Origin of the sequence: Lachnoclostridium sp. An169 (assembly GCF_002160525.1) — a bacterium.
Lineage (GTDB): Bacteria > Bacillota > Clostridia > Lachnospirales > Lachnospiraceae > Mediterraneibacter > Mediterraneibacter cottocaccae.
In genome coordinates this window covers 139232-162814 of sequence record NZ_NFKT01000006.1, presented here as the reverse complement: position 1 = coordinate 162814, position 23583 = coordinate 139232, and the positions used below count along the sequence as shown (strand labels likewise).

At 51.5% G+C, this 23583-nt stretch carries 26 protein-coding genes; 1 reads left to right on the top strand and 25 read right to left on the bottom strand.

What is annotated here, in order from left to right; genetic code table 11:
- Positions 1-47: 47 nt before the first annotated feature.
- Together B5F07_RS06795 and B5F07_RS06790 are read right to left on the bottom strand one after the other, a co-directional pair.
- Positions 48-1727, bottom strand: a complete 1680-nt coding sequence (locus B5F07_RS06795; protein WP_087160505.1) for a DAK2 domain-containing protein — start codon at positions 1725-1727, stop codon at positions 48-50.
- 13 nt (positions 1728-1740) lie between these two features.
- Positions 1741-2100: an Asp23/Gls24 family envelope stress response protein gene (locus tag B5F07_RS06790; protein WP_191404674.1), complete on the bottom strand. Its 360-nt coding sequence runs from the start codon at positions 2098-2100 to the stop codon at positions 1741-1743.
- 187 nt (positions 2101-2287) lie between these two features.
- On the opposite strand from B5F07_RS06790, the gene rpmB reads away from it, so the two are divergent.
- Entirely contained in the window at positions 2288-2473 is a 186-nt protein-coding gene (rpmB, locus tag B5F07_RS06785; protein WP_087160503.1) for a 50S ribosomal protein L28, read from the top strand.
- Positions 2474-2595: 122 nt separating this feature from the next.
- On the opposite strand, the gene B5F07_RS22810 is transcribed toward rpmB, so the two are convergent.
- The 23 genes from B5F07_RS22810 to B5F07_RS06675 all read right to left on the bottom strand — a co-directional run bounded on the left by B5F07_RS22810 (position 2596) and on the right by B5F07_RS06675 (position 23559).
- Positions 2596-2733, bottom strand: a complete 138-nt coding sequence (locus B5F07_RS22810; protein WP_191404661.1) for a hypothetical protein — start codon at positions 2731-2733, stop codon at positions 2596-2598.
- Between the two features lie 63 nt (positions 2734-2796).
- Positions 2797-3213, bottom strand: coding sequence for a GerW family sporulation protein (locus tag B5F07_RS06780; RefSeq protein WP_087160502.1), 417 nt, complete (start codon positions 3211-3213; stop codon positions 2797-2799).
- A 30-nt stretch (positions 3214-3243) separates the two neighbouring features.
- Positions 3244-4269 carry a DUF2953 domain-containing protein gene (locus B5F07_RS06775; protein WP_087160501.1) on the bottom strand — a complete coding sequence of 342 codons (1026 nt, stop codon included), beginning with the start codon at positions 4267-4269 and terminating at the stop codon, positions 3244-3246.
- 6 nt (positions 4270-4275) lie between these two features.
- Complete coding sequence (locus B5F07_RS06770) at positions 4276-4620, bottom strand: hypothetical protein (protein WP_087160500.1); 345 nt, start codon at positions 4618-4620, stop codon at positions 4276-4278.
- Between the two features lie 17 nt (positions 4621-4637).
- Entirely contained in the window at positions 4638-5987 is a 1350-nt protein-coding gene (locus tag B5F07_RS06765) for a peptidoglycan D,D-transpeptidase FtsI family protein (RefSeq protein WP_087160529.1), read from the bottom strand.
- Between the two features lie 37 nt (positions 5988-6024).
- Entirely contained in the window at positions 6025-7500 is a 1476-nt protein-coding gene (locus B5F07_RS06760) for an FtsW/RodA/SpoVE family cell cycle protein (protein WP_087160499.1), read from the bottom strand.
- Positions 7501-7539: 39 nt separating this feature from the next.
- A complete protein-coding gene (locus tag B5F07_RS06755; RefSeq protein ID WP_087160498.1) occupies positions 7540-10020 on the bottom strand; it encodes a U32 family peptidase in 2481 nt (826 codons plus the stop codon).
- Between the two features lie 162 nt (positions 10021-10182).
- Positions 10183-10593 carry a cell division protein ZapA gene (gene zapA / locus B5F07_RS06750; RefSeq protein WP_087160497.1) on the bottom strand — a complete coding sequence of 137 codons (411 nt, stop codon included), beginning with the start codon at positions 10591-10593 and terminating at the stop codon, positions 10183-10185.
- Between the two features lie 66 nt (positions 10594-10659).
- Positions 10660-11664 (bottom strand): Holliday junction branch migration DNA helicase RuvB, encoded by a 1005-nt coding sequence (gene ruvB / locus B5F07_RS06745; RefSeq protein WP_087160496.1) that lies wholly within the window; start codon positions 11662-11664, stop codon positions 10660-10662.
- Between the two features lie 33 nt (positions 11665-11697).
- On the bottom strand, positions 11698-12309 hold the full coding sequence (gene ruvA / locus B5F07_RS06740; RefSeq protein WP_087160495.1) for a Holliday junction branch migration protein RuvA: 612 nt from the start codon (positions 12307-12309) through the stop codon (positions 11698-11700).
- Positions 12310-12365: 56 nt separating this feature from the next.
- Positions 12366-12857, bottom strand: a complete 492-nt coding sequence (locus B5F07_RS06735) for a Gx transporter family protein (RefSeq protein ID WP_087160528.1) — start codon at positions 12855-12857, stop codon at positions 12366-12368.
- A 43-nt stretch (positions 12858-12900) separates the two neighbouring features.
- Positions 12901-13257, bottom strand: a complete 357-nt coding sequence (locus B5F07_RS06730) for a NusG domain II-containing protein (RefSeq protein ID WP_087160494.1) — start codon at positions 13255-13257, stop codon at positions 12901-12903.
- Positions 13258-13328: 71 nt separating this feature from the next.
- On the bottom strand, positions 13329-14153 hold the full coding sequence (locus tag B5F07_RS06725) for an RnfABCDGE type electron transport complex subunit B (RefSeq protein ID WP_087160493.1): 825 nt from the start codon (positions 14151-14153) through the stop codon (positions 13329-13331).
- 12 nt (positions 14154-14165) lie between these two features.
- Positions 14166-14756: an electron transport complex protein RnfA gene (locus tag B5F07_RS06720; RefSeq protein ID WP_087160527.1), complete on the bottom strand. Its 591-nt coding sequence runs from the start codon at positions 14754-14756 to the stop codon at positions 14166-14168.
- Positions 14757-14778: 22 nt separating this feature from the next.
- Positions 14779-15501 carry an electron transport complex subunit RsxE gene (gene rsxE, locus B5F07_RS06715; protein ID WP_087160492.1) on the bottom strand — a complete coding sequence of 241 codons (723 nt, stop codon included), beginning with the start codon at positions 15499-15501 and terminating at the stop codon, positions 14779-14781.
- Entirely contained in the window at positions 15494-16108 is a 615-nt protein-coding gene (locus B5F07_RS06710; RefSeq protein ID WP_087160491.1) for an RnfABCDGE type electron transport complex subunit G, read from the bottom strand. The genes rsxE and B5F07_RS06710 overlap by 8 nt, the downstream gene beginning before the upstream one ends.
- Entirely contained in the window at positions 16108-17040 is a 933-nt protein-coding gene (locus B5F07_RS06705; RefSeq protein WP_087160490.1) for an RnfABCDGE type electron transport complex subunit D, read from the bottom strand. Before B5F07_RS06705 ends, B5F07_RS06710 begins: the two co-directional genes overlap by 1 nt.
- Before the next feature lie 17 nt (positions 17041-17057).
- Positions 17058-18377, bottom strand: coding sequence for an electron transport complex subunit RsxC (gene rsxC, locus B5F07_RS06700; RefSeq protein ID WP_087160489.1), 1320 nt, complete (start codon positions 18375-18377; stop codon positions 17058-17060).
- Between the two features lie 293 nt (positions 18378-18670).
- The gene (rpsA, locus tag B5F07_RS06695; protein WP_087160488.1) at positions 18671-19756 is read right to left on the bottom strand and encodes a 30S ribosomal protein S1; all 1086 of its coding nucleotides are present in this window, start codon (positions 19754-19756) and stop codon (positions 18671-18673) included.
- Positions 19737-20591 (bottom strand): 4-hydroxy-3-methylbut-2-enyl diphosphate reductase, encoded by an 855-nt coding sequence (gene ispH, locus B5F07_RS06690; protein ID WP_087160487.1) that lies wholly within the window; start codon positions 20589-20591, stop codon positions 19737-19739. The genes rpsA and ispH overlap by 20 nt, the downstream gene beginning before the upstream one ends.
- A complete protein-coding gene (gene cmk / locus B5F07_RS06685) occupies positions 20588-21259 on the bottom strand; it encodes a (d)CMP kinase (protein ID WP_087160486.1) in 672 nt (223 codons plus the stop codon). Before cmk ends, ispH begins: the two co-directional genes overlap by 4 nt.
- 82 nt (positions 21260-21341) lie before the next feature.
- A complete protein-coding gene (locus B5F07_RS06680) occupies positions 21342-22583 on the bottom strand; it encodes an NAD(P)/FAD-dependent oxidoreductase (protein ID WP_087160485.1) in 1242 nt (413 codons plus the stop codon).
- The gene (locus tag B5F07_RS06675) at positions 22576-23559 is read right to left on the bottom strand and encodes a MurR/RpiR family transcriptional regulator (protein ID WP_087160484.1); all 984 of its coding nucleotides are present in this window, start codon (positions 23557-23559) and stop codon (positions 22576-22578) included. Before B5F07_RS06675 ends, B5F07_RS06680 begins: the two co-directional genes overlap by 8 nt.
- Positions 23560-23583: the final 24 nt, after the last annotated feature.

Here is a 23583-nt window from a genome sequence, read left to right as displayed (position 1 = left end):
TTTAACTGTTCTATTCTGTCGAATTCTCTGCCCGGCAGACAAATCTCCTACTCTACAGAAAGCACATAGTAGTAAATCGGCTGTCCGCCGGAGTGAATATCCACATCTACATCCGGATAAATGCTGCCGATCTCTCCTGCCAGCTTCTCTGCATCCTCATCCAGCACATCCTGTCCGTAATACAGGCTGATAAGCTCGGAATCCTCGTCCACAAGCTGGGCGAGCATCTCTTTGACCGCTTCATCAACCGACTGGCTCACCGAGAGGATTCCTGCATCCCCGATTCCCATGATATCGCCCTCATGGATCTCCTTGTCATCAATATGCGTATCTCTCACCGCATAGGTAACCTGGCCGGTCTTCACATTGCCGATCGCCTCTTTCATGGCGTCAAAATTGGTATCCACATCCGCCTCCGGCATAAAGCTGATCACCGCAGTAATCCCCTGGGGAACCGTCTTTGTCGGCACAACCAGGATATCCTTATCCTTGGTGAGGGACTGCGCCTGGTTGGCAGCCAGAATAATATTCTTATTATTCGGCAGGATGAAAATGTGGTCTGCATTCACATGGTCTATCGCTGTCAGCATATCATCGGTACTCGGATTCATGGTCTGACCGCCTTCGATAATATAGTCCACGCCCAGTTCCCGGAAGATCTCATTCATGCCGTCTCCGATAGATACCGCGATAAACCCGGTTGCCTTGCGCGGCTCCTTCTTCTCCTGCGCGGAAGCTTTCGCCTTTGCAGCCTGCTCCGCCGCCACTTTCTCCGCATCCCGGATCAGCTTCTCCTGATGTTCCTCGCGCATGTTGTCAATCTTGATTCTGGAGAGTTGCCCGTATGTGAGGGCTTTCTGGATCGCCAGACCCGGATCGTTTGTGTGGACATGGATCTTCACGACATCATCATCCGCCACGCATACAATGGAATCGCCGATGGACTCCAGATAGGCTTTCAGCTCCGTCTCGTCCTTCTCTGCAAACGCTTTCTCCGTCATAATGATAAACTCGGTACAGTAGCCGAACTTGATATCTGTCTCCGCCTGCTGGTCCGGCTTGACCATCCGGGTGCCGGCTGCAGACTCTACTGCCGTGTAATCAATCTCTTTGCCGAGAAATGCATCGTATGCCCCGTGCAGGATCTCTACAAGTCCCTGTCCGCCGGAGTCCACAACCCCAGCCTCTTTTAACACCGGCAGAAGCTCCGGAGTCTGCTGCAGCACTTCCTCCGCATGACGGATCACTTCCGGGATAAACTCCTCAAGATCCTCCGTCGTCTCCGCAAGCTCTTCCGCTCTCTGGGCAATTCCCTTGGCTACGGTCAGGATCGTTCCTTCCTTCGGTTTCATGACAGCCTTGTACGCCGTCGCAGTCGCACGCTCGCAGGCTTTTGCCAGAATCCCGGCATCGATCTCCTCATATTCCCGTATCTCTTTTGTAAATCCGCGGAGAAGCTGGGAGAGAATGACACCCGAGTTTCCTCTTGCCCCTCTCAGCGATCCGGAAGAGATAGCCTTCGCGATGGAAACCATATCCGGATGCTCAAGAGCATTCACCTCTTTTGCTGCCGACATGATCGTCAGCGTCATATTCGTACCTGTATCTCCATCCGGTACCGGAAAAACATTCAATTCATTAATGAACTCTTTTTTTGCTTCCAGATTTGCTGCCCCGGCAAGGAACATCTTTCGGAGCATCTCCGTATTTATCGTTTTCACAGCCACGTCAGGGTCCTCCTTAATCAATCACTCTCACACCTTCTACGAAGATGTTTATTTTTTCTACCTTCATTCCGGTAAACTCTTCCACCTTATATTTCACATTACTCATAAGGTTGTCAGAAACAGAAAGAATATTCACTCCATACGCTACGATGACATGAAAGTTCAAGGTAAGGGCATTGTCATCCGAAATCTCAACCTGAATTCCGTGGGTGAGGCTGTCCCGCTTTAAGAGCCGCACCAGTCCGTCCTTCATATTCACTGCGGCCATTCCCACGATTCCGAAACACTCCACCGCAACCGATCCCGCATATTTGGCAATTACTTCAGGATTAACCGTAATGATTCCAAGATCCGTGCTCATACTTCCCTTCATCATATATTACCTCCAGTTCTCTATTGGATTTTTGCCACAAATAACATGATTATTATACTATCTCTTTATTTATTTTACAATATAGATTCGATTTTTTTAAAAAATACTTGCAATAGAAATCTCTTTCTGCTAGAATAGCATTGTTATGAGTCTATATGACCAGTTCAGATTGTTAGGAGGTGCAGTCATGGCTAAATGTGCTATTTGTGAAAAGGGTGCTCATTTTGGTAACAATGTAAGTCACTCTCATAGAAGAACACCTAAGATGTGGAAATCAAATGTGAAGTCTGTCAGAGTTAAGACAGAAGGCGGCTCTAAGAAAATGTACGTTTGTACATCCTGCTTAAGATCAGGACGTGTAGAGCGCGCTTAATCTTCCGGGAAACACAGAGAAAATGACACGGAAAAAACTGTCGGAGAAAGCTGATATTTTCAGCCGGCCGGCAGTTTTTTTATTTTCCTTTTTCAGTTTCAGGCAGCCATTTCTCTTAAATTTCAGCAGCAGAACAGGCGGTACCCGAAAATAAGGCAGAGAATCGTAAGGATCACGCCCCATATGAGATTCGGGAGCAGCATCATGACAAACATACCGACTGCGATCCAGAACAGTGCAAATCCACAGACTTTTTTCATATCCGCCGCTCCCCTGATTTTTCCTTTTTTATTCTGTTATATTCTATTCCGTTTTCCCGCAGATTATTCCGTCTGTTTCGAAGAATCTTTCTCGTCGGCATCGAGGATATCCATCACATCCCGCTCCGTCATCCGCTCTTCTTTCTTCTCTGTAAACCGGTCCACCAGATCCGGGAGCATGTCAAGAATCTTTGTGACGGTATCCTGGTTCCGGATATTGACAAGCTTCGTCCTTCCGTCCTGAATCACAATTACCGCGCTCGGGGACATCCGCCCGCCGATTCCGCCCATTCCTTTTTCCTTCTTGTCCGCAGTAAAAGAGCCGGCACCCATTCCAAATGAAACGTCTACAAGAGGGAGAATAATTGTTCCATTGATGTGTATCGCATCTCCCACCACGGTTTTCGATGATACAATTCCGTCCATTCCCTTGAACAGCGACTCCACTGTAGCCTTAAAAATATTCTTTTCTTCAGACATCTTTTATCCTCCTCTTACTGACCGGTCTGTCTAAAACCTGAATTTCTTTATATGGCGGAAAGTGATCCGCACATTTTTATCCCAGACAAGATTCCATGCGGGAACAAGTCCGTAGAGCAGGCGGATCTTTCCCGCCGCTTCCAGTTTTCCCTTCAGAACCTGGTTGTCAAAATCCGGTCTGATAACGGTATATTCCCCGATCAAGGGGTAAATCATACTGATGAGTGCCAGAATATATCCTGTCTCAGCCGGATCTTCCAGACCGAATACGATCTCTGCTTCCAGCTTCTCCGGTCTCAGGAATCCCAGAAACCGTTTCGCCTCCCGGACCGCACGGGAAAACGCTTTCCTGTGAACTTCGTTCTCAATAAACTTCTGCAGCCGTTCTTTCCTTCTCATCAACGCTTTTATCTTACCACAGAACTGGCGAAATGTATATTTTATCTTTTCAATCTTCTTTCGGATCTTCTCTGTCCATTTTTCATAGAACGATTTTTCCTCTGTTTTCTGTGATGACTGCTGCTTTGCGGGCTCTCTCCGGGCTTCCGGAGCCTGTATCCCGGCTGCAGCAGGCTTCTCCGGCTTCGGAGACTTCTCTCCTGCCCCATGGGGGCTCTCCGCCTCCGGAGGCTTCTTCCCGGCCCCATGGGGGCTCTCTGTCTTCGGAGACCTTCCTCCTGCCGCACGGGAGCTCTCTGTCTTCGGAGGCCTTCCTCCTGCCGCACGGGAGCTCTCCGCCTTCGGAGGCTTCTTCCCGGCCCCATGGGGGCTTTCCGGCGCGCCATCGTCCCCGTCTGAAAACCGCTTCCACGCGGCGCGCATTTTCCAGCGCAATGTGCCGTCCGCATAAGAAAATTCCCCGGATATCAGGTGGAAAAACCAGGAAATTCTTCCGTCCGCCTTTACACTTGAAAAGCTTCCGTGTGCGGAAGCACGGATCTGATATCTCAGAGGCGTCAGGACAAGCACAACGAGACCAAGCAGAACAAGGCCGATCACCACAAGTATGGCGATCCCAAGTACTTTCAAGATCAACAATAAGATATGTAGCAGCATACTCTTCTACCGTCCTGTTCTTTCATACTCCTCCTGGCGCGCCAGGATATATCCGCGGATATCTGCCCCGCCCGTCTTTTGGAACACCTGATCTGTCAGCTGCTCCACGAAAGACAGAGCTTCCATGTAGCCTTCCGTCACCGCCACCACGAAAAGCTCCGCGTGGTCATACACATGCTGACGCAGGAGAACGCCGGAAAAAATTTCAAGATGATTCTGTTCTCCCTGGGAAAGGGCAACGATGAAAGCCTGGGGCAAAAGCCGTTTTCTTTTCAGTTTTCCCATTATTTTCTGTTTTTTATTCTGCCAGATGTCACTGACTGTAAAATCACAGTAGAATCTAACCTGCATGCCTCTCGTCTCCCGGTTTAATTATAATAGGAATCCAGGATCTCTCCTGCAATCGACACAGCCTTCCCGCCGGCGCTGCCGTCAGATCCCTCCGTGATCACACAGATCACCAGGTCCGGATTATCCACATTGGTAAATCCCATAAACCAGGAATGCGTCCGGCTGCTGTCCGACTGGCTGTATTCTGCCGTTCCGGTTTTGCCTGCCGCCGTGTAGGATCTGCCGCTGAGCACAGAGGCTGTTCCCTCCTCTACCACTGCAGTCATATACTCCTTCAGCTGCGCCGCCTCAGCGGAAGTCATAAGCCGTGCATAGCTTTTCGGCACATTTCTGCGGATCTGTGTTCCCGCATAGTTCGTCACACTGTCCACAAGGTAGGGTTCCATCAGAGTTCCTCCGTTCGCGATTGCCTGGGTGATGAGCGCCATGTGATACGGGCTTGCCATTGTTTTCCCCTGCCCCATGGCTGTCATCATGATCTCCGCAGTATCCGAATCCTCATTCAGAGCAAAAGAACTCCGGGAATAGTTGAGCACGCTCGGAAGCGCACTGTTAAAGAGAAGATCCTCCGCCGTTTCCCGGTATTTACCGATATCCAGAGACAGACCGATATTTGCAAAGGATGAGTTGCAGGAATTTGCCACCGAACTTCTCAGGTCCTCATGTCCGTGGACAGAGTTGTTGACGCAGTGGATCGTCACATTATCCCGGGTAATCGCTCCGGTACAGTCGTAGGTGTAGTCCGCATATCCGCTGTTCTGTCTCATGAACGCCAGCGTGGTGACGATCTTAAAGGTGGATCCCGGAGCGTAGGAGCCCTGGGTGGCCCGGTTTAACAGCGGACTGTTGTCGCTGTCCGAATTCAGTGTGCTCCAGTCTGCCGCGATAGTATTTGGATTATATGCAGGCTTTGACACCATCGTGAGGATCCGTCCGGTACTTGCCTCCATAACCACAACAGCTCCCTTGTAACTGCCGAGCGCATCATAAGCCGCCTGCTGCAGATCCGCATCCAGGGTAGTCACCACGGTATCTCCCATATTCTTTTCACCGCTGAACTCATTCTGGATCTTCTCCACAAAGAAAGCATTGGAAGTAAGCAGTTCAAAATTTTCAACCGACTCAAGTCCCGTGTTCCCGTAATCCGGATCGCTGTAGCCGATTACATGGGCGAACACATCTCCGTAGGGATAATTTCTCGTCTCTGTTCCATCTTCTGCCACATCGGTCTCTGCAAGGACATTGCCATTCCGGTCCGTGATCCTGCCCCGTATCACGGTCTCGGCAAATGCCTCCTGGCGCTGGTTATAGGGGCTGTTCACGACAGTCCGCGCCCGCACCACAGTGAAATATACAATGTATGCCATGAGGGCAATGAACAGGACCACAAAGAAATACGTAACCCTAGCGAACTCTTTGTTTCGAACGTGCTCTCTGCTTCTGCCGCGTCCTCTGTTTTGGGACTTCCTCGAATCTCGGTTTCTGTTTTGCTGTATTCTGCCTGGACGTTCTTCCCGGTTCATCTTTCAACTCCCTTTCTCGTTTTCTTTCCCGCTGCTCCTCTTCATCCTCTCTCAGAATATACAGGCCCTGAATAATGCCGAACATGATCATTGTGCTGAGCATGGAGCTCCCTCCGTAGCTCACAAGCGGAAGCGTCAGTCCGGTAAGCGGAATAAACTTTGTCACTCCGCCGATCTGAAGGAATACCTGGAAAATATAACAGGTGCCAAGCCCCAGGGCAACCAGTCTGTAGAACTGGTTTCTCAGCTCCATGGCAATGTTCAGGAACATGACATAACAGCTGACACATACCAGGATCAGGCACAGCGAATAGATTACTCCCATCTCTTCCGTAATCGCCGAAAAGATCAGATCAGTCTCCGCCACGGGGATCGAATCCGGCTGTCCTTTAAAAAGACCGGTGCCGAACCAGCTTCCGCTTCCTATGGCAAACAGTGACTGGGCGATCTGATATCCCCCTTCATTGTAAGCCGCAAAGGGATCCTGCCAGGCTGCCACCCGGACGGCAATATGGGAAAAGAGGTGGTATCCGATCACTGCCGCCGCGCACCCTGCTCCGATCCCTGCCACCGCATAAAGAGGCTGCCGGGTCGCCACATAGAGCATGACCAGATATACAATAAAGAAAATCAGCGCCGCGCCCAGATCCGTGGAAATAACAAGAATCAGCACATGGGCTGCCGCAATGGCAGTAGTCACAACCACATTTTTGAACTCTGTGGATTTCTTCAGGCTTGCCGCCACAAAAAAGACGAACAGAATCTTCACAAACTCAGACGGCTGGACACTGAAAATCTTCAGGTCAAAGCTCAGTTTTGCCCCGCCTGACCTTCCGGCAAAGAGCGCAACAGCAAGCAGTGCCGCGCCTCCCACCGCCGCATACACGTATGTCCACTGATCCAGGAATTTCAGTTTCCGGATCAGCACCGGCACAACCAGACCGAATGCCGCCCCCAGTATGATAAACACAAGCTGCCGGAGCGCGCTGCCGTAAGGCGTAGTATTGTCGTAGGAGAGCCGTGTAATCATGATCATCCCCGCAGTCATCAGCATGCACATGTTATTGACAACCAGCCTGGATACATTGGGGTAGATCAGATTATAGAGCAGAATCACAGCCAGAAGCACTACAGCCAGTGCCGCATAAATAAACAGGATGCGGATGTCATCAGCTGCCAGGTACATCGCCCCGAACGCCACGAACTGCAGCAGAAAAATCAGCACGTCCTGACGTACCAACACACGCTTCTCCTCGTCCTCATAACTTCTCGTGAAGATTGAGAAACAGGAGAAGGTATACGCTGCCATCAGAATGATAATGATATATTTTGATAGTTGTATGATTATGTTGACCATCTTTCACCTGCTTTATATTCTTATATGATATGAATATCTTTATATAATTCCTCTTTTAAAGTGCCCTGTCGTGTACTCTGCCCTCCCGTCTGCATATGCCTTCTTCCGGAACTTTCCGGGAGCTTCTCCCATCCGCTCAAGCACTGCGCGGGCTTCCTCTCCTGATTCCACAGAAAACTGGATCCTGACAGATTGCGGGGCCAGCTCACGAATCTGCTTCATCTGTCCGCCAAGCCAGAGAGGGACTGTATTGTAGATAATATTATAACACGGCAGGCAGTAATTCTTTACCGGAAATGTATTTCCATACCGGTCCGTGAGCTTCATGGTGCCGTTCTTTCCCGTGCAGCCGGCAGAATTTTTCCGGACGCACTGGGCGGATACCATAACCGGAAGATACCCGTATACGATCAGTTCCCCGTCATCTATGCCCAGGGTTCCAAGTTCTCCGGCGTTGAGTTCCACCGGAGCGGTATACATGGATACACCCAGCCTGTTCCAGAACTGTTTCGCGTACCGGTTGAACACATATAGATTATGGTCTAAGACGAGCGTTTTGTCAAATCCATGTTTTCTGAGGAACCAGAAGCTCTCGTAATTGCGGATCAGAAAACCGTCTGCCGGGAATTGTCCTGCCAGGCTTACCGCCTTCTCAAACCATTTTTCCATCCCCGCCCGGAAAATGCGCGGCAGAGCGGGAAACACACCGATCCCGGCCTTCCTCACACGGTTCAGAATATGGAGGATTTTCTCATTTTCAAAAAAATCATCTGTCATCAGACAGTCCGGACAGACCCGCGAGAGCCTGCATGTTCTTTTCACCTTTGCAGTGCCATGATCTTCCTTCCCGGCTTCCCTCATAGCTTGTGCAGATTCTTCCTCTATATACTGCGCCACCGCTTCCAGCTGTTCCACCGTCTCCGCAAGAACTGTGACGGGAATCTCTGTATGCTGCCTGTCTTCCTTCCCCTGGTCTCTCTTGGCGGCCATTTCCACGGTGCAGGACAGGCGGGCATTCTTCCGGAAGAACCGGGCGCAATTCTCCTCTTCTAGCTGTTCCAGAGCGCTGCGCCTGAGCTGATTGAGCTGCTGCATCGGAAGGAACACGCCGTCCTCCATATAAATTTCCAGTGTTTCAAAAGAAAAGGGAGTGTTCCCTGTCTTCATCATCCGCGAGCGGACCTGCTCTTCTTCCAGGGGGCTTCTCTCTGCCTTCTGCACTGCCTCTCCGGTGCAGACTGTACAGGAAATCTCCCCATCGACCACGGTAAGGCTCGCCGGGCTTCCGGCGCACATGCTGAGAAAGCCGCTGATCTTCTTCTGTTTCATTCCGTCCACATATCTGCTTTTTATCTCCTCGATCAGAGATCCGTTCCGAATCCGGAACAGGACTTCTCCCTTTCTCATCCTGGTTTTACCGGGGACAAGAAAAGAAATCCGCTCTCCCTCCTTCACACTTTTTCCCAGAGTATAGTCCGACCGTTCGCCGCCAATTCCGATCACATCGCCCCGGTTCAGCTCTGTCAGAGATTTCCCCATAACCTCCCTGCCCTTCTGGGACAGGACTTCCACCGCCGGAACCCCGGTATGGTTCGGGCGTTCCAGAGACATCATCTCTTTCCCGTTATGCATCTGATAATACCCTGTGGAAGAGCCGCCACGGTTGTAAAGATCCATGAGCATCTCACGGTCCTTCTTCTCTACATGGAAGTGTTCTCTTCCTTTTTCCATATAGAGGTCTGCATATTTCCTGTACATGGCAGTCACCGCCGCCACATACTCCGGTTTCTTCATGCGCCCCTCGATCTTAAACGAATCAATCCCGGCCTCGATCATATCCGGGATCAGCTCAAGCGTACAGATATCCTTCGGGCTCAGGAAATACTTTTTCTCCCCGCCTGTCGTATATGGCAGACGGCAGGGCTGCGCGCACTGTCCCCGGTTCCCGCTCCTTCCTCCGATCATGCTGCTTAACAGGCACTGTCCGGAATAGCAGTAACACAGAGCACCGTGGACAAAGCACTCGATCTCAAGATTCGACCCCTCACGGATCCTGCGGATCTCTTTCAGAGAGAGTTCCCTGGCGGGAACCACTCTCGACGCCCCCTGCTCCTCCAGAAATTTTGCGCCATACAGATCTGTTATGGTCATCTGCGTGCTGGCGTGGATATCCAGATCGGGAAACCACTCTCTGACACAGGCAAACACACCTGCATCCTGGACAATCACCGCGTCCAGTCCGTTTTCGTAGTACGGCAGCAGATAGTCATAGAGCCCGTCCATCTCACTGTCCTTCAAAAGCGTGTTCACTGTCAGATACAGCTTTTTCCCGAACAGGTGCGCCTCTCTCACTGCCGTGATAAGCTCCTCCTGTGTAAAATTGTCCGCATACGCACGTGCGCCAAAACGTTCTCCCCCGGCATATACGGCATCTGCCCCGGCGTTTAAAGCCGCCCGGAAACTTGCATAAGATCCCGCCGGTGAGAGAATCTCAACCTGTCTTTCTCTTTCTTTCTTCATAAAACCCAGACCGTCGCTGTCTCTCCTTTTTCTGTTTTGCCGGATATCCGGCAGTTAATGAAATAGGCTGTCGTTTCTGACAGCCCATGTTATTTCTTAAACTATATGTATGGCCTACACCTGCCTGCATCCGCGATCTTCTGCGGCTGCCCACTGCCGCCCCTATCTTCTGCGGTTCTTCATCTCTGTCTCGAGCTTCACGATCTGCATCTGAAGGTCGTTGTTCTCCTCCTTCATCTTGGCAAGCTCCTTCTCCACATTCTCAAGCTTGATCTGTGCTGAAATCAGCTCATGCTTAAGATCATACATCTCCTTGTCTTTCAACTCGATATCATTCTCAAGGGAATCCCCCTGCTTCTTCGCCTTAAAATAATCGTCCGCTATATTCAGGGCAAGGAGCACGTTCCTTGTGTCGGCGCTCTGTTTCCTGTAGCCTTCACTGTTGGCGCACTCTGTTATCTTATGGTTCAGATAGGAAGATACTTTCTGTAGATACTCTTCGCCTTCAAATCCGCTTAAAGTATATACCTTTCCCCCGATCAATACTTCTGTATAATGTTTTGCTGAACTCATAGCATCCTCCTCGTGTTTCTTACCTGCTATTATAAACTATTTACCAGCAAAAACCAACTGTTTTTTTCATGAAACCTGCGGGGCGGGGATCCCGAGATGCGAATAGGCAAGTCCGGTCACCACTCTTCCCCGCGGTGTGCGCTGGATAAATCCGTTTTTCAGCAGGTACGGCTCATACACATCCTCCAGGGTTCCCGCATCTTCCGAGATGGCCGCGGCAAGGGTGTCAAGCCCCACGGGGCCTCCCTGGAACTTCTCGATCATGGTCAGCAGGATACTCCTGTCAATGTGATCCAGTCCGTACTTGTCCACATCCAGAAGATCAAGAGCATAATTGGCTACTTCTCTGGTGATCACCCCGTCGTACTTGACCTGGGCGAAATCCCTCACTCTTTTCAGGAGCCGGTTCGCCAGACGGGGCGTCCCTCGGGAGCGCCTTGCCAGTTCCAGGGCACCCTCCTCCTCGATCTCCACATTCAGCACTTTTGCCGAGCGCAGGATAATGGTCTTGAGCTCCTGATCCGTGTAAAATTCCAGGCGGTTCACAACTCCGAAACGGTCCCGTAGCGGCGCTGTGAGCATGCCCGCCCTGGTGGTCGCGCCTACAAGGGTAAACTTCGGGAGATTCAGGCGGATGGAGCGGGCTCCCGCGCCCTTCCCGATCATGATATCTATGGCGTAGTCTTCCATGGCCGGATACATCACTTCCTCCACCTGCCGGTTCAGACGGTGAATCTCATCTACAAAAAGGACATCATGCTCCTGCAGACTGTTGAGGATCGCCGCCATCTCTCCGGGCTTCTCGATGGCAGGTCCGGAGGTCACTTTCATGTGCACACCCATCTCGTTCGCTATGATCCCCGCAAGGGTCGTCTTCCCCAGTCCGGGCGGTCCGTAAAACAGCACATGGTCAAGCGCCTCGTCTCTCGCCTTCGCCGCCTCAATATAGATCTGCAGTGTTTTCTTCGCTTTTTCCTGACCGATATAATCCTTTAAAAGCTGGGGCCTTAACTCTCCCTCCAGCTTGATATCTTCTTCCAGATTTTCCGTGGTAATGATTCGTTTTCCCATTCTTGTCCGTCATCCTTGCATATTTCTTCCGCCTTAAAACAGATACTTCAGAGCTTCCTTCAGCACATCCTCAACCGTCGCGCAGTCCGCAGAAGTCTTCTTCACCGCGCGCAGGCTTTCCGCGCTTCCGTACCCCAGAGCGACCAGAGCCTGCACTGCTTCTGCCTGCATGCCTTCCGCCGCGCTCTCCTGGCCGGTCTGCGCCACTTCGTCCCCGTGGGCTGCCCGGTTCAGCACATCCTCGATATTCAGCTTGTCTTTGAGCTCCAGAATCAGCTTCTCCGCCGTCTTCTTCCCGATCCCTGGAGCGGAGGAGATCGTCTTTGCATCCCCTGACAGCACTGCAAAACGGAGTTCGTCCGGAGAAAGACAGGACAAAATATTAAGCCCTCCTTTGGGGCCGATCCCGCTGACTCCGATCAGCAGCCGGAAGATCTCCAGATCATCCCTGGTCAGAAATCCATAGAGCTGCAGGGCATCCTCCTTTACATTGAGATAGGTGTGGATCTTTACCTCGTTTCCCGATGGCGGCAGCAGGGCAATCGCCTGCCGTGACATGAATATCCCGTATCCGACGCCGCCCACATCCACAACAATTTTCTGATCTTCTACAGCCGCAAGTTCTCCTCTGATATATGAAATCATCCTGTTCCCCTTTTCCGTTTCTGTTTCAAATCCGCTTTCCGCTAAATTCAGAAAACCTAAATTCTGATATTCTGAATCCGCCGGAGCACTTCCCCGGCTGCAATCCCGATCACAGTCCCTGTCGCCATACCCGCGATCAGAAGCATTGGGAAATAGTACCCCACCTGATAAGTCTCCACGACAATCATGGCAACTGTGAGTTGTCCGAGATTATGGCATACACCGCCCGCCAGGCTCACCCCCACCACGCTGAAAGCACTGCTCTTTTTCAGGAGCGCCATCACCGCAAGGCTTAAGATTCCTCCCGCCAGACTGTAGACAACAGCGAACAGATTGCCGAAAATAAAACCGGAAAGGACAATCCTCACAACAGACAGCAGCAGCGCATCTCTCCATCCCGTCCGGTATAAAACGATCACAATGATCAGGTTCGCCAGTCCGAGCTTTGCCCCGGGAATGCCGAAATGGATGGGAATCAGCGACTCTATGTAGCTCAAAATCAGGGCAAGTGCCGTAAACACGCCAAAATACGCTGCTCTGTTCTTCAACTTCTTCCCTCTTTCTGCCGGATTTCCCGAATCTCTGCACACTTTACTGTACAGCAGCGTCAACGCCCGTCTCTTCCGATCCCCGAACCGCCGCGACAACCTTGTTCGGAAGGCAGATAATACTCTCGCCTTCCCGGGAAACAGCGCTGTGATTCACGCAGATCTGATCCGGACAGTCTGCCCATTCCATCCATGCACTTCCGTGCCGGATCACAAGACGGTTGGTCCCGTTAATATCTACCGTCTGATCCTCCGAAAGGGCATATGTGCCGTAAAGCTCTCCGTCCACTGTCACAGCCACAGTCTCTGCTTTGCCGGCGCCGCGCAGAAACTGAAAAAGCAGCAGCAGAACTGCAGCTCCTGCAACAGCGCCTCCGAGAATCCAGTCATTTTTCTTCATAGCGCCGCGTCACCCCATTTACCTGCAATATCATAGCACACCCGTTTTTATTGTGCAACCATATGTATTTTTCATCCGGATATCCGGCGGGCCGATTCTCCTCCCGGAATGATGATCCCGCGCGGGCACTTCTGGGCGCAGACGCCGCAGTTGGTACATTTGTCCGCATCAATATGGGCCAGGAAATTGTTCACCGTGATGGCTCCTGCCTCACAGTTCTTCTCGCAGAGGCGGCAGCCGATGCAGCCGACCTGGCAGACATCCATGAGTGCTTTCCCTTTCTCGTTGGAGTTGCACCGCACAAAGGTCTTCTGTTTGTAGGGGATCAGTTCGATCAGATGCTTCGGGCAGACGGCAACACATTTTCCGCATGCCTTGCAGGCTTCTTTGTCCACTACTGCAATGCCATCTACTATGTGAATGGCGTCAAAGGGGCAGGCGCTCACACAGGAGCCGTATCCCAGGCAGCCGTACTGGCAGCCCTTTGCCCCGCCGTCCTGCATCTGGTTCGCCATCACACAGTCTCTGATTCCGTAATACTCATATTCATTCTTTGCCTTTTCGCAGGTACCGCCGCATTTTACAAAAGCGACTTTTCTCTCCTGGGCGCCTGCGTCCACGCCCATGATCTTTCCGATCTTTTCCGCCACCGGCGCTCCGCCGACCGGACATCCGCCGACCTCCGCCTCACCTGCCACAATCGCGGCAGCCAGTCCGGAACACCCGGCATATCCGCATCCGCCGCAGTTGTTGCCCGGAAGGACTTCCAGGACAGCTTCCTCCCTCTCGTCCACTTCCACTGCGAACTTCTTGCCGGAGATTCCCAGGAAGACGCCGATGAACAAACCTGTGCCGCCGACAATCACAGCAGCTAAAATAATTCCTGTTATACTCATGCCACAGTCCTCCTATATCAAACCTGAGAATCCGAAAAACGCAATCGCCATCAGCCCTGCTGTCACAAGGACAATAGGGGTTCCCTGAAACGATTCGCTGATGTCATTGTGCTCGATCTTCTCGCGGATTCCCGCCATCAGGACAATGGATACCAGAAAACCGAATGCGGTTGCAAATCCGTTTACCACACCGGTGAGAAGTCCGTATCCGCTCTCCACATTGGTCAGCGCCACACCGAGCACGGCACAGTTGGTCGTGATCAGCGGCAGATACACGCCCAGGGCGTTGTACAGCGAAGGCATGGATTTCTTCAGGAACATCTCCACAAACTGTACCAGAGCGGCAATCACAAGGATAAAAACAATGGTGTTCAGATATTCCAGTTCTCCTCCCATGATATTCTTATTGCCGAGGATGAACTTGTAGATCAGCCCGGTCACAAAAGAGGCGATCGTGATGACGAACACCACGGCGCTGCCCATTCCGGCGGCAGTCTTCACATTTTTGGATACTCCGAGAAACGGACAGATACCGAGGAACTGACTGAGCACAACGTTATTTACAAAAGCAGATCCGACTGCAATGAGAAGTAAATTCTGCAAATCTCCCATATCTCTGTCCCTCCTATTCTTTCTCTTTTCCGCCGTCTGCGGTCTCTGGTCTGATCAGATGTCCCCCGCAGGCTGTACGGTTCTGGCAGGAAGCGCATCCGGCGCCGCATCCCACTGCTTCGGGCATCGGTTTGCCTCTCTTCGCCGCTGCTCTCTTGATCTTGTTCATCAGTGCCACCAGGGCGGCAAGCACAAAGAAAGCACCCGGCGCCAGGACAAAAATAGTAAACGGAACGTAGGAGTCCGGCATAACCTGGACGCCGAAGATCTGTCCCGCTCCGATCAGTTCTCTGACAATACCGATACAGGTCAGACCGAAGGTGAATCCCAGTCCCATGCCCACACCGTCAAAGATGGACGGCAGCACCGGATTTTTCGATGCGTAGCTCTCCGCTCTTCCCAGGATAATACAGTTTACCACGATCAGCGGTATGTAAAGCCCCAGGGAGTCGTACAGCCCCGGCAGGAATCCCTCCAGGAGAAAATCCACAATAGTCACGAAGGATGCCACAACAACAATGAAAGCCGGCATTCGCACGGAATCCGGAATAATCTTCCGAAGCATGGAGATCAGCATGTTTGACATAATCAGAACCGCCGTTGTGGAGAGTCCCATGCCGATCCCGTTGGTCGCCGAAGTCGTGACCGCAAGGGTGGGGCACATGCCGAGCATGAGAACGAAGGTCGGGTTCTCTTTGATCAGTCCGTTATAAATTCTCTCTGTACACTTATTCACTGACACCGCCTCCTAACTCGTTCTGAAAATACACCAGTGCGGAATTGACTGCATTTGTCACGGAGTTTGTGGTGATCGTCGCACCGCTGATGGCGTCGATCATGTTGTCCCCGTCCCCACCGGATTTCGTATAGGCAAAGGATTCTACCTTTTTGTCTTTAAACTGATCCTTGAATTCGCTTTCATCCGCTTTCATTCCAAGACCTGCCGTCTCGCTTATGGAGAGCATCTCAACACCCTTAACCGTGCCGTCGGAGGCGATTCCAACAGACAGGGACAGGCTTCCGTCGTATGCTTCGCTCGACGTGACATTGATCACATACCCCACTGTCTCTCCGCCTGCGTCCAGACCCTCCGCAACCTCGGTGATCTCGTCGGCGGAGTAGCCGTTTTCTTCCAGAAGTGTCTGCGCCGCGGCAGCGTCAAAATTATCATCCGTCTCAAATTCCGCCGCATCCGGCAGAACCGTGCGGTAGGCTTCCTGCTTCGTATTCTCCTGGGCCGCTGCGATGGGTTCCTTGGTGATGCCATAGACAACTCCGAGGAGAAGCCCCGATACAACGGTGATGGAAGTAAGGATCAGCGTATTTTTAATAATATTATTCATTACTTCTCGCCTCCTTTTCCGAAAGGTTTTGGAAGTGTAATCTTCTCAATCAGCGGAACAAGAAGGTTGCTGATGATGATCGCATAGGAAACCCCTTCCGCCGATCCTCCGAAAAGCCGGAACAGGCCGGTGAGAAGCCCCATGCAGATACCGTAGAGTATCCGGCCTTTTGTGGTGATCGGCGAGGTGACATAATCTGTCGCCATAAACCATGCGCCAAGCATCAGGCCGCCTCCGCAGAGATGGGCGGTAATATACTGGGGATCCAGGCCATGTCCGCCGAAGATCACAATAAACACAGCAAAAGAAATCAGGTAGGACGCCGGGATCGTCAGGTCAATCACTCCCATCAGGAGCAGGAACATGGCCCCGATCATGATAGCGATCACAGAAGTCTCACCGATCGTTCCACGGATATTCCCGAGGAGCATATCCATGGTGTTGACCGCCTCTCCTGCCTTCAGCTGCGCCAGGGGCGTAGCCCCCGTCACACCGTCATACACAAAGTAGGTCATCTGTCCGGTGAAACAGATCAGCAGAAAGCACCTTGCAGCGAGAGCCGGGTTCATAAAGTTCTGTCCAAGTCCTCCGAAGAGCTGCTTTACTACAATAATCGCGAAGACAGCGCCCACCACGCCCATCCACCAGGGAAGCGTAGGAGGCAGATTCAGCGCCAGGAGAAGTCCTGTTACCACAGCACTGAAATCATTGATCGTTACCGGTTTATGCATTAATTTCTCGTATATGTATTCTGACAGCACCGCCGCTGCCGTTGTGACTGCAACCAGAATCCAGGCATTTTCATGGCGGAAGTTCCAGATTCCGAAAATCGTTGCAGGCAGAAGTCCGATGACTACCATAAGCATGATATTGCTGCTTTTTATTCTGTCGCGGATATGCGGCGAAGCTGACACTTTAAAATTCTCGTTCACGTTTCACGTCACCTCTCTCACTTTTTCCTCTTGTTGGCCAGAGCTGTCTTCCTCATGGAACCGATTGCCTGTTTGAGCTGCCGCTTTGCGGGACAGACATAACTGCAGGAGCCGCACTCCACACATTCCAGCCCGTTCATGGCGACAAACGATTCCTCGTCATGGCGCCTTGCATAGTCGGCAAGCCGGGACGGGATGATCCTGCTGGGACATACCTCCACGCATCTGCCGCAGTTGATGCATGCCGTCTCCGGATTCTTCGATACAATATCCTCCTTAAACGCCAGGATTGCCGAGGAAGTCTTGGTCACCGGGGCATCCAGGCTCACCATGGCGAATCCCATCATCGGGCCGCCGGAGATCAGTTTCTCCGGATCCGCCTTAAAACCGCCTGCGGCCTCAATCAGCTCTCTGTGATTGGTCCCCAGCGGCACCAGGAAATTGCCCGGAGACTCCACATCATCGCCGCTTACGGTGACGACACGCTCCAGGAGGGGTTTGCCCTCCACAACCGCGGTATGTATGGCGATCAGCGTCTCTACATTGTCCACGATGCATCCTGCATCCGCCGGAAGCATGGACGAATTGATGGCACGCTTCGTCACTGCGTAGATAAGCTGCCGCTCGGCTCCCTGGGGATACTTCGTCGCCAGTGCCTTCACGTCCATGCGGGGCTCTTCCATCACCGCCTGCTCCAGCTTTTCAATGCAGTCCTTTTTATTATCCTCCACTGCAAAAATTCCTTTCGCATTTGGGAAAAGAGAGAGAACCACCCGCATCCCGCTCACCAGTTCCTCCGTGTTCTCAAGCATCCTCCTGTAATCCGCGGTGATATACGGTTCGCACTCCGCACAGTTGGCGATAATATATTCAATCTTGTCCGGCTCTTTCGGAGAGAGCTTCACTTTTGTCGGGAATCCTGCTCCGCCCATCCCCACAACGCCTGCTTCACCGATCTTTGCAAGGATCTCGTCGGAGCTCATCTGTTCCACCGGGCGCACCGGATCATATAACATCTCCTCATATGCTCCGTCATTTTCGATAACGATGCACTCTGCCCTGTTTCCCGTCGGAGTAAAACGCTGTTCCAGTCCTTTTACTTTTCCGGAGACAGCAGAATAGACCGGCGCAGATACATAACCTCCCGCTTCCGCGATCTTCTGCCCTTTCAGCACGTGATCCCCTTTCTTCACAACCGGGTTGGCGGGAGCACCGATGTGCTGGGACAGGGGATAGACAAGATCACCTTTGGGGACAATCGGTCTGATCGCCTGGTCTTTTGAAAAGCGTTTTCCATCATCCGGATGGATCCCGCCCTTGAATGTCAGCAGTCCCATGATATTTCTTCCTTCCTTTCCTGTTACAGATAAGGGCTTTTTCCTCTTCCCTGTCTGTTTTCTCTTTTCTCGCAATACTATTATTGTACTAGAAAGCAGCTGTAAAATCCAGTAATTCAGCAGGAAAAATTGCACATTTCCGCGAACAGCTTGTCGCAATTTTAACGAATCATTGTACATTTTTTACAAAAAAGTCTGAATTGAAGATAAAAATAAAAAAGCAGCTGCTCGCTGCTTTTTCATTTTTATCTTTATCTGACCTTACTCTCTTTTCACCGCTGCAGTACTTCAGCTTACTCCTCGGAATGATCTGCGTAATCCGCATCATCCTCCTCAAGTGCTTTCATACTCAGGCTGATCTTCTTCTCCTCCTCGTTCAGGTCTACGATCTTTGCCGTAATCTCCTGTCCGATAGAAAGAACATCTGACGGTTTGTCAACATGTGTTCTGGAAATCTGAGAAACATGCAGAAGAGCATCCACTCCCGGAGCCAGCTCAACAAATGCTCCGAAATCTGTCATACGGGCTACCTTTCCTGTAATAATTGTGCCGACTGCAAAATTCTCAGCAGCGTGAACCCACGGATTTGTCTCCGGGAACTTCAGGCTGAGTGCGATCTTTGTATCGTGAATATCCTTCACAAGCACTTTCAGCTGATCCCCTACGTGGAATACCTTCTTCGGATTGTCAACTCTTCCCCAGGACATCTCTGAGATGTGGAGCAGACCGTCAACACCGCCCAGATCTACAAATGCTCCGAAATCTGTTACATTCTTAACAGTTCCTTCCACTGTATCGCCGACTTTAAGCTTTGCAAAAAGTTCTTTCTGCTTCTCAGCGCGTTCTGCAACAAGAAGCTGTCTTCTGTCGCCGATCACGCGGTTTCTTCTCGGATTGAACTCGCTGATCACGAATTCGATCTCCTGTCCTTCATACTTTCCGAGATCCTTCTCATAGGAATCTGAAACAAGGCTTGCAGGAATAAACACTCTGACACCTTCAACAGTAGCGCAGATACCTCCGCCCAGAATCTGTGTAACAGTAGCTTTGAGAACTTCTTTGTTCTCGTATGCTTCACGGAGTCTTTCGTTTCCTTTTTCTGCGGCAAGTCTCTTATATGTAAGAAGAACCTGTCCCTCTCCGTCATTCACTTTCAGAACCTTGACCGTCATCGTATCTCCTACTGAAACAACTGTCGTCAGATCCAGAGACTGGTCATTGGAATACTCATTTCTTGTAATAATTCCGTCAGCCTTATAACCGATATTAAGGATGATCTCATCCGGCTTAACATCGATGACAGTTCCTTCGACCACTTCTCCGTTATGAATTGTTTTAAATGATTCGTCTAACATCTGTTCAAAAGATAATTCTGACATTATTTTGAACCTCCTCAATTATATTGTTGGGCGTGGATGCCCCTGCTGTAATACCTACTGTTTCCACTGACCCTAATTGATTCAAATCCAAATCGTCAAGTGTCTGTATATAGTACGTATTGTTACATGCTCCGCGGCATATTTCAAATAACTTCTGGGTATTGGAACTATGTTTGTCACCAATCACTATCATAGCATCCACCGTCTCCGCAATACTCAGAGCCTCCGTCTGGCGCTCCTTTGTAGCATTGCAGATTGTATTTAAAACACTTACATCATAACTCTTTTCCGAGATAATTTCAACTAAATATTTAAATTTATTGTAATTAAATGTCGTCTGGGAGACTATACAGACTTCTTCCTGTTCCCCGGGCCGGAAATTTTCCGCCTCTTCCGCGCTCTGAATCACTGTTACCTTTTCCCCCGCCCAGCCGCGGATCCCCTGTACTTCCGGGTGTTCCGGGTTGCCGATAATCACAATATGCTTCCCTTTTCTGCTGTTCTCTTTTACGATATTGTGTATCTTTTTGACGAAAGGACAGGTGGCGTCTACAATGCGGACTCCCTTTTTCTCCAGCTTTTCATAGATTTCCTCTGCCACGCCGTGGGAACGGATGATGACGGTTCCCTCCGACACCCGGTCCAGATCTTCCTCCGACCGGAGAACAGCCACGCCTCTGTTTTCCATATCCCGGATCACCTCCTGGTTATGGATAATGGGACCGTACGTGTAGATTTTCTCTCCTGCCGCTTTTTCCACCTCACTGTAAACGGTATCGACTGCTCTTTTTACTCCGAAACAGAATCCGGCTGTCTTTGCGCGCACTACTTTCATTTTGCTTCCCCCTGCCTGCAGTAGCTGCAGATCGTGTCCACCACTTCCTGAATGCTCATATTGGAACTGTCCACCAGAACCGCATCTTCCGCCTGTTTTAGTGGTGCTGTTTCTCTTGTCATATCCCGCTCATCACGCTCCCGGATATCACGGGCGATCTCTTCGAGGCTGCATTTCTCCCCTTTTTCGACAAGTTCATCATATCTTCTCTTTGCCCGTGTCTCCACGCTGGCCGTAAGATAAATTTTCACATCTGCATTGGGAAGGATATTGGTCCCGATGTCCCTTCCGTCCATAATGACATCCTTCTCCGCCGCCAGGGAGCGCTGGAGTTCCAGAAGTTTTTCCCGTACCGCCGGGACTGCAGATGTCCTGGACGCCATATTTCCCACTTCCTCTGTGCGGAGCATGGACGTCACATTCTCGCCGTTCAGATAAACCTGCTGAACGCCGTTCTCATATCCGATGGACACATCCGCATCGGTGCATGCCTCTGCGACAGCCTCACGGTCATCGGGATCGACCCCTTTTTTCAGGAAATGAATCGCCATCCCCCGGTACATGGCGCCGGTATCTACATAGATATAGCCCTTCTCCTTTGCCACAAGTTTCGCAATGGTACTTTTCCCGGCTCCTGCCGGTCCGTCAATCGCAACATTATATCCCATTCATTTTTCCTCCCTTTTGTTCTGTAGTCTCTTCCGCGCCTGCGCGGTTGCCAGAGGGGTCTGCCTGTAGGACGTTCCCCTCCTACTGCGCGCTGATCCCTGCCAGGTATCCTGTGGACCATGCGATCTGCAGGTTGTATCCTCCGGTCAGTGCATCCAGATCCAGCACCTCTCCGGCAAAATAGAGCCCCTCCACCAGTTTCGACTCCATGGTTCCCGGATCGATCTCCTTTACGGAAACGCCGCCCTTTGTAATGATAGCCTCACTGTATCCACGAAGCCCCGTCAGCGTCATGGTGAAATCTTTGATCAGCCGGACAAAGTTCTGACGCTCCTCCTTCGTGATTTCGTTGACTTTCTTCTCCGGCAGGATGCCCGAAAGCTCCACCATAACCGGGCGCAGCTTTGCCGGGAAAAGACCGTCTACAGCATTCTTGAACTGCCGGTTGTGATTCGCCTCAAACTCCCGGAGCAGTCTCCTGTCCAGCTGTTCTCCCGTAAGTGCCGGCTTCAGGTCAATATGAAGCGTCAGTTCCCTGTCCCTGAGCCGTTTTCCTACAATGCTGCTGGCACTTAATATCACCGGTCCGCTTACCCCGTAGTGGGTGAAAAGCATCTCGCCGAACTCTTCGTACAGCTTCTTCTTTCCATCCGTAATCCGGATCCCCGCATTTCTGAGCGAAAGCCCCATCAGTTCTCCTGCAAACGGTTCCCGCACTTCCATCGGGACCAGAGCCGGGTAAAGTTCCGTCACTGTGTGTCCGCTCTCGCCTGCGAACCGGTACCCGTCCCCGGTAGAACCGGTGGATGGATAGGAAATCCCGCCTGTCGCCACTATCACGGAACTGCCGGGGATCCGTTCTCCTGCAGAGAGCTCCACACCTGCCGCTCTGCCGTCCTTCACTGTAATTTTCTTCACTTCCGACAGCAGGGAAACCTCCACCCCCAGACGGGACATCTCACGCTCCAGGGCGCGGATTACATCGGAGGAATGGTCTGACCGGGGAAACACCCTGCCGCCTCTCTCTACCTTGGTCTTTACATGAAGATCTTCAAAGAACCGGATCGTCTGCTCATTGGTAAAACTGTAAAAACTGCTGTAGAGAAACTTCGGATTGCTGACCACCGCCCGGAACAGATCTTCCGTGTCCGCCGCGTTTGTCAGGTTGCATCTGCCTTTTCCGGTGATGAAAAGCTTTCTTCCCAGCCTGTCATTTTTCTCAAGGAGCCGGACTGTTTTTCCGTTTCGGGCTGCCATAACCGCAGCCATCATCCCCGCAGCTCCGCCTCCGACAACAAGCACCCTGCCTTTTCCGTCACTCATCCTGATCCACCGCCTTCTCTTCCCTTTCTGTCTCTGCTTCCTGTTCCGTTTCCTCACCGTTTTCCCTGCGCACTGCAAATGTGCCGCTCACGGGATTCAATTCATCCCCGCTGTAGACCTGGTACTCATCCCATATCTTCTCCAGTTCTTCCAGAGTGGACACCACTTCTTTCTGCTTTCTCATGCAGAGTGCTACAATCAGCGCATTGATCACACTCAGAGGCGCAACCAGGGAGTCCACAATAGACGCCATATCGCTGCGGGCAATCAGATTGCAGGAAGAATACAGGTTCATGGGAGAGTGTATGCTGTCCGTCAGAGTGATCACCTTCGCCTTGCGGTTGCTGGCAAATTCCAGCGCTTTCAGGGTGCGCATGGAATACCGCGGAAAGCTGATACCGATAATCACGTCCGACTCATTGATGCGGATCAGCTGCTCAAAGATCTCGCTTGCACTGTTCGTATGCACCACGGTCACATTCTCGCAGATCAGATTCAGGTAGAAACCAAGAAACTCTGCAAGCGGGGCGCAGCTGCGGATTCCGATCACATAGACCTTGCGGGCGTCAAGCAGTGTGTCTATCGCCAGACGGAATGCCTTATGGTCAATGGCAGACAGGGTCAGCTTGATCTTCTCAATGTCCGACTGGAGCACCGTCTCAAGGATCTCGCTCTGGCTGATCCTGCCATAGGTGACTTCCATCCTCTGAATCGAGTTCAGCCTGTTGCGCACCAGTTCCTCCAGGGCTTTCTGGAAGCCGGGATACCCCTTGTATCCCAGCTGCGTGGCAAACCGGACCACCGTGGACTCGCTGACGCCGACAATCTCCCCCAGCCGGGCAGCCGTGAGGAAGACCGCCTTGTCATAATTCTCCCTGACATAATCGGCCAGACGCTTCTGCCCTTTGCTCATCTTCGGATATCTGGATTCCATCCGCGTTATCAGTTCATTAATATTTTTTTCTGCTGCTTCCATAATAAAACCGTTACCTGCTTCTGT